Below are 8,683 nucleotides of genomic sequence, written 5' to 3'. Positions count from 1 at the left end.
CACGGCCACATTGCGATTGCTCCAGTCCATGAACTGACTGATCAACTCCACACCGATGACGATGGCGTTTTTCACGACGCCGGTCTGGATCATCGCGGTGGCCGTGGAGAGTCCGTACAGGAAACTTGTGCACGCCGTATTCACATCCATCGCCGCCGCGCGTGTGGCGCCAAGCGCGACCTGCACACCCGAGGCGCAGTTGGGCACCTGCTCGTCGTTGCTGCAACTGCCATAGACGATCAACTCCACCTCGCCGGCTTCGAGGCCCGCACAGGCGAGGGCGCGACGCGACGCCAATGTGGCCATCTCGATGGCAGACACGTGAGAGACGCGGCGTTGCTGCATGCCCGTGCGCTGCACGATCCACTCGTCCGACGTGTCGAGGAACGTGGAGAGGTCCTCGTTGGAGAGGATGGCGGGTGGAAGTCCCTCCCCCCAACCGGTGATGGCGGCGTAGCGGGCCTGGGTCATGGCATTCGGAACGGTGGGGACGCGCGGGGCCGGCAGGCGGTGCGCGGAGGTGGGATACTCCTGCAAAGCCTACCGACGAATCCCGGGCCCGACAAGCCAAATACGACTTTCGACGCCAAGCGCGAACGCCGCTCAGATCACGGCGTCCAGCCGGTGGTCAACACCCGGTCGAGCGCTGCCAATAAGTCATCGCGAAGATCGTCTCCGTGCTCGATGCCGACTGACAACCGCACCAGGCCATCGGTGATACCAGCCGCGGCGCGCGCTTCGGGCGTCATCGACGCATGGGTCATCGTTGCGGGATGGGCAATCAGACTTTCCACGCCGCCCAGCGATTCAGCTAGGGTGAAGCAGCGCAGGGACGCGGTGAGTGCACGCACGGCATCTTCTCCACCCGCCAGTTCGAAGCTGAGCATGGCACCGAAGCCATCCTGCTGGGATACGGCGATGGCATGGCCCGGGTGGCTGCGCAGGCCAGGGTAGTGCACGGCGCGCACCGCCGGATGCCCGTCGAGAGCTTCGGCAATCGCCTGTGCGTTCGCCTCATGCAAGGCGAGCCGTGGATACAGCGTGCGCACACCGCGTAGCGTGAGATAGCTGTCGAACGGTGCACCGGTCACGCCGAGGCAGTTCGCCCAGAATCCGAGCTGCTCCACGATCTGCTCGTTGCGTGCGATCACCGCACCGCCCACCACATCGCTGTGTCCGTTGAGGTACTTCGTTGTGGAGTGCACCACGATGTCGGCGCCGAGCGTGAGCGGACGCTGCAGCGCGGGCGAAAGAAACGTGTTGTCGACCACGCTGAGTGCGCCGGCGCGCTGGGCCGCAGCGCAAATGGCGCGCACATCGGTGATGCGCAGCAGCGGATTGCTGGGTGTTTCAATCCACAACAGCGATGGCGCCAGTGCTTCGATGCGTGCGGCGGCGCTGTCCTGTGTGAGATCGACGAGGTGCAGCGAGAACAGGCCACGGGCGGCGAGCGATTGCAGCAGTCGCCAGGTGCCGCCGTAACAATCGTGCGCACACACGATGGAGCCGCCGGACGGCACGAGCTGCAGCACCAGCGTGATGGCGGACATGCCGCTCGACGTCACGACGGCGCCCGTGCCTTCTTCGAGTTCGGCCAGCGCGTCGGCCAGAATCTGCCTGGTGGGGTTGCCGCTGCGTGTGTAGTCGAACGGGCGCTTCTCACCGAAAGCGGCGAACGAAAAGTTCGACGAGAGGTGCAGGGGCGGGACGACGGCGCCATGCGCCACGTCCGTGTCGATGCCGACGCGCACGGCCCGCGTGCGACGGGAAGGAATGCTGGCGGCGTCGAGCGAAGCGGGAACAACAGCGGGCGCGCACATCGGAAACCTCGTGAGTTGGGGTACTAGACGAGGTTCCAAAACAAAAAACCCAGCGCGGGCCGGGTATTCGCGTTTTAGCACCTTGTTTAGCGTGGCGGCAATAGCGGCAAATGACCACGGAGCGAACTGCGTCTTCGGTTTTGTTGTTGCTTGGTGTTGCTCTTTTGAGGTTAGTGTCGATCGGCACGCGAAGTCAAGGGGCCGGTGTCGACAATTCGGCTCGCAGCGCTTGACATGACGCGCAAAGCCGCATTACGCTGCGTCAGACGATGTTGCCGGCAGATGCCGTGTCTGCGTCGATCACCCGAGCCCACGACTCACGTGTCGCATCGCGATGTCACCTGTTGTTGTCCCTGCTGTCGCGTGGTGTGCTGTCGCACATCACACGCCGGGGGCTTGGTGACGTCCATCTGTTCGGGCTAGCACGCGCAACGCATTTTGCGTCGTGCGTACCCGCACGGCTTCGGCGCCTGCCCCTCATGCGAGGGGCGGGCGTTTTTCATTTTCAGGCCCCCGCATGTGTTCACCTCCATCACGGTGGTTTCATGTCGGTGTTGGCCTCCATCGCGTTGCTGATCGGCAGCAACGTTTCTTCTCTGCCCGTGCAGCCCGTCGAACGGGTGAAGTGGGCCGTTACGCGTGTCACGCGGGCGGTTCGTGGCGATACGCAGTTCGTGCAGATCGGCGCGCAGATCGATCCGGGCTGGCATGTCTACTCGCTCACCCAACAGCCCGACGGCCCATTCCCGTTGCGGGTGACCAGCGGGCCGGCAAGTGCCGGCAGTAACACGCCATGGACCGTGGCGGGAACGGTGAAGGGTCCCGTACCCGAGCGGCAGCCCACGTCACCGTTTGGCATCCCCGTGGAGTGGTACAGCGGTGCGCCGCAGTTCTCGGTGCCGTTGATCGCGAACGCCGCAGCATCCGGCACCAGCACGGCGGTGCTGCGTGTGCGCTATCAGGCGTGCAGCGACACGCTGTGCCTCCCCCCCAAGACCATCGAACTCTCAACGCGGCTTGCCGCACGGTGATGCCATGACACAACGCAAGACCTCCGTCGCGCCCATACGTCGCAAGCGATCGGCGTATCGTGTGCGCACCAACACATTGCTAGCGGTGCTGTCCGGCGCTGCACTTGCCGTGCTGGATGCGGCCACTGCGCACGCGCAGTCATCTGCACCGCCGCTCGCCGGACGGTGGGAAGGCACGCTGCACTATGACTCACTCACCGTGAACTTTCCGCTGGCATGGGCAGCCACCGGGGCGGCACAACCGGCGCATCTGGCACTCTACAACGGCACCGACTCGATCACGTCGACGGCCGTACGTGTGGTGCCGCGCAAAGGTGGCGCGGCGAATGCTGCCGTGGGCGACTCGGTGATCGTGGAGTTCGCGCACCTCGCGTCACGGTTGCGTGGCACACGCACTGCCGAGGGTTTTGAAGGCTGGTTCGGCAACCCGCGTCGACGCGACTCTGTGCGCGTGACGGCCCGGCCAGGAGCAAAGACCGCTGCGGTGGCGGCGGGTACCACCCCGTCGATTGCCGGCACGTGGATCTTCCCGGTGGAAAGCTCCAAGGGCGAAAAGGCGTGGCGTTTTGTGGCACAGCAGTCTGGTTCGCAGGTGACCGCGACGATCCTGCGCGTGGATGGTGATGCCGGCGCACACACCGGCACGTTCGCCGATGGCCGGTTCACCCTGTCGCACTTCGACGGCACGCGTCCGGGGCGCATCGATGTCGAGCCCAACACCGATGGCTCGCTCACCATCGTGCAGCGTTCGCCGCGAGGCGCCGCACGACGCTATGTGGCCTGGCGTGATGCCGATGCGCGCGCGCGGGGATTGGCCGAGCCGGCCGACGTCGCCACACACACCTCGGTGCGTGATGCACGTGAACCATTTGTGTTCGACTTCAAGGACGTGAATGGCACGCGTGTCACCAATCGCGACGCACGTTATACCGGCAAGGTGGTGGTGGTGAATGTCACCGGCACCTGGTGCCCGAATTGCCACGACGAAGCGCCGTTCCTGTCGTCGCTGTATCGCAAGTATCGCGAGCAGGGGCTCGAGGTGGTCGCCCTCGACTTCGAGGAAACCGAGGAACTCACCGACCTCACACGGCTCAAGGCCTTCGTGAAGCGCTATGACGTGGACTATGCGTACCTCGTGGCTGGGGAGCCCAAGGAAGTCACGGCCAAGCTACCGCAGGCGGTGAACCTCAACACCTGGCCGGCCACATTCTTCCTCGGCCGCGACGGCATCGTGCGGGCCGTGCGCACTGGCTTTGCGGCCAAGGCGAGCGGAGTACACCACGAGACGCTGGTCGCGGAGTACGAAGCCATCGTGGAGGGGTTGTTGCAGGAGCAGGTCGGCAGCGCGGGCGGGCGCTGAGCCCTGAGTGGCCGGGGGGACACTCGGTGGCGCACTCGGTGCTGGCGGGGTAGTGTGGGTCTATGGCCCATCTCTACTCCGCCACCATCGAGTGGTCGCGCGGTGAGGCGCGATTCACCGACAATCGCTACAGCCGCGCGCATCAGTGGCGCTTCGACGGAGGCGCTGTGGTGCCCGCGTCCTCTTCACCGCAGGTGGTGCGCATTCCGCTCTCCGACCCGTCTGGTGTGGATCCAGAAGAGGCCTTTGTGGCTTCGCTGTCGTCATGCCATATGCTCTGGTTCCTGTCCATCGCGGCGGAGCGTGGCTGGGTGGTGGATCGTTATCTCGATGAGGCGAAAGGCGAGATGACGAAGAACGAACGCGGGCAACTGGTGATGTCACGCGTGACCTTGCGCCCATGGGTGCAATTCTCCGGAGATGCACCGACAGCGGAAGAAGAGGACGCGGCGCATCATGAGGCGCACGAGTCGTGTTTCATTGCCAACTCAGTCCGGACAGAAGTCCTGGTGGAGCCGAATCGTGGATCGACGTGACCTGCTCAAGCGTGTAGTGATCGGCTCCGGTGTGCTTGCAGCGCCGCGCTGGCTGTTGGCTGCCGGCGACGGTGACACCCGCGCACCGCTGGTCGCAGCGGACTACCGCGCCGCGGCGCTTGGGGCAGAGCGTTGGATCACTGCGAGTGCGCAGCGCGAGGGTGATGTCGTGCGCTGGCCGGTCGATCCGTCAAAGCCGACCACCGTCGACCAGAGTCTCTACTCCGGCATGCCCGGTGTGGTGTTGTTGCATCTCGAATTGCATCATGCCACCGGCGACGCTCGGCATCTGCAGGAGGCACAGGCGGGCGCCCGCGCGATGATTGCCGCACTGCCATCCGACGGACTCGGCATGGGGGGCGCCGGCTTGTACACGGGGCTCACCGGCATCGCCTACGTGCTGCAATTGGTGCAGGATCGTGCGCCGTTTCCCGGTGGCCAGGAAGCGCTCGCGCGCATCGCCCGGCAAGTGCGTGACAGCACTACATGGAAGGGCGAAAGCGCGACCTGGATCGATTCCACCGACATCATCTCGGGCACGGCAGGTATCGCGCTCGCACTGGTGTGGCTGCAGGGGCGCGATCGCTCCACGGCGTCACCGTGGCGGGACGTGGATCGCCAGTTGCGCGGAGCCGCCCGCTCGCTGCTCGATGCCGGCGTTGCGGAAGGGAACGGTACCAAGTGGGCCATTTCCGATAAAACGCCGCGCCGCTATCCCAACTTCTCGCACGGCACGGCGGGCGTGAGCTATACGCTGGCCACGTTGGCCATGCACCCCGCGTTGGCCGGTGACCGCACATTGCAGCAGGCCGCGCGGAATGGCGCATTGTCCGGCGCACGATATCTCGACGCCATCAGCACGGTGTCGCCAGGTGGCTCACGCAAGATCTTTCACTCCGAGCCCGGCAACGAGTCGTTGTACTATCTGAGCTGGTGCCATGGGCCCGCGGGCACCGGCCGACTGTACCGGCAGCTCGAGCGGCTCACCGGAGATGCTGCGTGGCGCCGCTATCAGCCCGCATTGGCCAAGGCCATCGTGGAGAGTGGCGTGCCCGAGCAGCATCCCGATCGCTCGGGCTTCTGGAACAACATCTCGCAATGCTGCGGCAACTGTGGTGTGGCGGAGTACTTCATCTCGCGTCACACCGCCACACGCAGTGCGGACGATCTCGCCTTTGCGCAGCGTGTGATGGATGATGTGGTCACTCGCGCCACGTCGGACAACGGTGGGCTCAAGTGGGTGCAGGCGGAAAATCGCACCAGCCCGGAGGATGTCGTCGCGCAGACGGGGTACATGCAGGGAGCCGCCGGCGTTGGCATCGCACTGCTTCACCTCGAAGGCGCGATGCGTGGACGCAAGCCCCTCGTGGTGCTCCCCGATTCCCCGTCGTGGACGTGAGTGAGTCACCGGTCGCTCCGCATCCTCGCATCGGCGTCGCGGTCATCATCCGGCGTGGCCAACACGTGCTGCTCGGCAAACGACGCAGCAGCACACATGGCGACGGGGTGTGGCAGTTTCCGGGCGGTCACCTGGAATGGGGCGAATCCGTGCACGACTGCGCGCGCCGCGAGGCCCTCGAGGAAACCGGACTCACGCTGACCGACACGCGCGACGGCCCATGGACCAACGACCTGTTCCCGGCGGGGTCGGGACAGCTCGAGCGACACTACGTCACCCTGTTCGTGATCGCCGAAGCGCCACTGGGTGAGGCCGTGGTGCGCGAGCCCGACAAGTGCGAAGCGTGGACGTGGTTCCCGTGGGACGCGTTGCCGTCGCCACGGTTTCTGCCCATCGATCACCTGCTTGCGCAAGGCTTCGAATTGCCTGACGACTCTTCGTCAGCCTCCTGACGGAGCGGTTCGAGGCCTAGGGCACGATGACCGTGCGCACGGGTGCCTCGTGACGGTCGAGTGCATCCAGCACACCATTGATCGCGTCGGCATCGAGTGGCACAGTGTGAGTGACCACGTTCCGCAAGTCGAGGTGTCCGTCTGCCGCGAGCGTCATGAGTTCCACCAGTTCACTGCGCAGGTGATCGTTCGACCCGATCAACTCAGCTTCGCGGCCGATGATGTCGCGATAGCTGTCCACGGGGACGGCGACGTTGTTGAGGCCCACCACGACGGCGCGTCCGAGTGGCGCGAGCGCTTTGAGCGAGACCTGCACCGTGTCGACGCTGCCCACCAGCTCGAGCGCCACGTCCACACCACGACCGTTGGATGCGTTGCGTACGGCGGCCACCACATCGTCCACCGACAGCCCGGCAGCCGATACAGGCGTCGCACCAAACTGTTCGGCCAACGCCAACTTGCGCGCATCCCGGTCCACAGCGATGACCTGCGACGCCCCCAGGCGTTTGGCGAGCTGAATCGCCGACATGCCGAGGCCGCCGGCGCCGATCACCAGCACCGATTCACCGGCTTGCATGCGGCCCTTGCGAAGGGCGTGCAATGATGTGGAGGACGAACACATCATGACCGCGCCGTGCTCGTACGACACCGAGTCGGGTAGCGGCACCGCGTTCCACGCCGGTACGACGATGTATTCCGCCCAACCACCGTTGGTGTAGTGGCCGAGCATGAGCCCTGTGCTGCAGAACTGCTCGCGGCCCGCACGGCAATCGTCACATGCTCCGCAGATCACGAGGTAGTGCAGCGCGACGCGTGCGCCCACCGCCACATCGGTCACACCCTCGCCTGTGGCCACGACATCGCCAGACACTTCATGGCCCAGCGTGAGGGGCAGGGGGTGTGCCGGAGAGCGGCCACTTCGGTAGTGCGCGTCGGAATGACAAATGCCCGCCGCACGCACTCGCACCAACACCTCGCCAGCGCCTGGTGCGGGACGCGGAATCACCGTCGCCACGACCGGGCTGCCCTGACTGATCAATTGCACGGCGTTCATGGTCGCCGTGTGAAGCTCCGGGGTTGATGCACGCGCGTCTGCTGTCATGCCCGGAAACTCGATCGTGGTACCGGGGCCAGCAAGGCTGACCCGTGGAGCTATCCGCCATCGTGCGATGGCAATGGCCTATCGGCGTCGTGCCGATGGACGGGCAGCCGGTTCGGTGCGAGGTGGTGGGGGCACCTTCTCCAACGCGAGGCGCAACTGATCAATGCATCGATCGGCGGTTTCGGTCGACGTGAAGCCTTCGCGCTCGAGACCGTAGGGATGCCAATACCATCCCGATTCGTTCTCGGCCGACACCACATGCGCCTCTTCCCAAATGGGCTCCGGCGGCGGTGGGGCGTGGCGTGGTGCGCGCTCGGGCACATGGTCGCCGCGGGGGGCGATGATGCCGTGCCAGACGATGGCCAGTAGCTGGCCTCCGACATGCGAATCGCCCACCGAACGGAGATGCCCCAGTGTGAGGGCGATTTGTCCGATCTGGATCACACAACGATCCGGTGCGCGGCGCAGCACTGGTGGATCAGTGTCGAGCGCGCTCGCGATGGACTGGGCGGCTTCGATAGCCTGTTCGGAGAGTTGGGAAAACTCTCTGGGGGCGGCCGACTGTGCCCGGTGGGTCATCAGGAACGCGCCGCGGTCGAGCCCCAGGCGAGACTCCCGCACAAAATCAGGTGATGCGTGTCGGATCATGCCGGCACCCTCCGGCAGTGTCCGATACCACTGTCACGAAGGGTGACGTGTGGCAGGGGGCCTGCGCTCGGTAGCGGGCCCGTGGTGGATGCAGAGCGAATATCACTGGCATCTCACCTTGGGAAAGCTAGACTGAAACAGCGCTTCACACAACGCCACCTGCGCGGCTCGCCACCGACCGAGGACCCCGAAAACGATGCCCAGGAGTTCGTCTCCCCTCCAGATCGCGCTGCTGCGCGGCGTGAATGTGGGTGGTGGCAAGAAGGTGCCGATGGCGGAGCTGCGTGCCATCGCAGAATCGGTCGGTTTCGGTGATGTGCGCACGCTGCTCAACA

At 65.3% G+C, this 8,683-nt stretch carries 9 protein-coding genes and 1 pseudogene; 6 read left to right on the top strand and 4 right to left on the bottom strand.

The features are described 5' to 3' along the window. Together VGE27_RS00840 and metB are read right to left on the bottom strand one after the other, a co-directional pair. Nucleotides 1-471: pseudogene (locus VGE27_RS00840) on the bottom strand (3-oxoacyl-ACP synthase); the annotation flags it as partial. Nucleotides 472-608: 137 nt separating this feature from the next. Continuing rightward, a complete protein-coding gene (gene metB / locus VGE27_RS00835) occupies nucleotides 609-1,820 on the bottom strand; it encodes a cystathionine gamma-synthase (RefSeq protein WP_331047730.1) in 1,212 nt (403 codons plus the stop codon). Nucleotides 1,821-2,365: 545 nt separating this feature from the next. Between metB and VGE27_RS00830 the strand changes: the two genes are divergently transcribed. The 5 genes from VGE27_RS00830 to VGE27_RS00810 all read left to right on the top strand — a co-directional run bounded on the left by VGE27_RS00830 (nucleotide 2,366) and on the right by VGE27_RS00810 (nucleotide 6,598). Next, on the top strand, nucleotides 2,366-2,851 hold the full coding sequence (locus VGE27_RS00830) for a protein-disulfide reductase DsbD domain-containing protein (protein WP_331047729.1): 486 nt from the start codon (nucleotides 2,366-2,368) through the stop codon (nucleotides 2,849-2,851). A 4-nt stretch (nucleotides 2,852-2,855) separates the two neighbouring features. Beyond that, nucleotides 2,856-4,211, top strand: coding sequence for a TlpA disulfide reductase family protein (locus VGE27_RS00825; RefSeq protein ID WP_331047728.1), 1,356 nt, complete (start codon nucleotides 2,856-2,858; stop codon nucleotides 4,209-4,211). 62 nt (nucleotides 4,212-4,273) lie between these two features. Next, nucleotides 4,274-4,747 (top strand): OsmC family protein, encoded by a 474-nt coding sequence (locus tag VGE27_RS00820; RefSeq protein WP_331047727.1) that lies wholly within the window; start codon nucleotides 4,274-4,276, stop codon nucleotides 4,745-4,747. Beyond that, nucleotides 4,734-6,146, top strand: a complete 1,413-nt coding sequence (locus VGE27_RS00815; RefSeq protein ID WP_331047726.1) for a lanthionine synthetase LanC family protein — start codon at nucleotides 4,734-4,736, stop codon at nucleotides 6,144-6,146. Before VGE27_RS00820 ends, VGE27_RS00815 begins: the two co-directional genes overlap by 14 nt. Next, nucleotides 6,137-6,598: an NUDIX hydrolase gene (locus VGE27_RS00810; RefSeq protein ID WP_345787953.1), complete on the top strand. Its 462-nt coding sequence runs from the start codon at nucleotides 6,137-6,139 to the stop codon at nucleotides 6,596-6,598. Before VGE27_RS00815 ends, VGE27_RS00810 begins: the two co-directional genes overlap by 10 nt. 16 nt (nucleotides 6,599-6,614) lie before the next feature. Here VGE27_RS00810 and VGE27_RS00805 read toward each other — a convergent pair whose 3' ends face one another. Further along, nucleotides 6,615-7,700: a zinc-binding dehydrogenase gene (locus VGE27_RS00805; protein ID WP_331047724.1), complete on the bottom strand. Its 1,086-nt coding sequence runs from the start codon at nucleotides 7,698-7,700 to the stop codon at nucleotides 6,615-6,617. Between the two features lie 78 nt (nucleotides 7,701-7,778). Beyond that, nucleotides 7,779-8,348 (bottom strand): hypothetical protein, encoded by a 570-nt coding sequence (locus tag VGE27_RS00800; RefSeq protein ID WP_331047723.1) that lies wholly within the window; start codon nucleotides 8,346-8,348, stop codon nucleotides 7,779-7,781. Nucleotides 8,349-8,544: 196 nt separating this feature from the next. On the opposite strand from VGE27_RS00800, the gene VGE27_RS19455 reads away from it, so the two are divergent. Further along, nucleotides 8,545-8,683, top strand: a 139-nt coding sequence (locus VGE27_RS19455; RefSeq protein WP_345787954.1) for a DUF1697 domain-containing protein, incomplete at its 3' end; no start/stop codon positions are given.

This window comes from Gemmatimonas sp., from assembly GCF_036405635.1.
Lineage (GTDB): Bacteria > Gemmatimonadota > Gemmatimonadetes > Gemmatimonadales > Gemmatimonadaceae > Gemmatimonas.
Note: the sequence above shows the minus strand (reverse complement) of the source record. Positions and strands in the feature narration are given on the sequence as shown.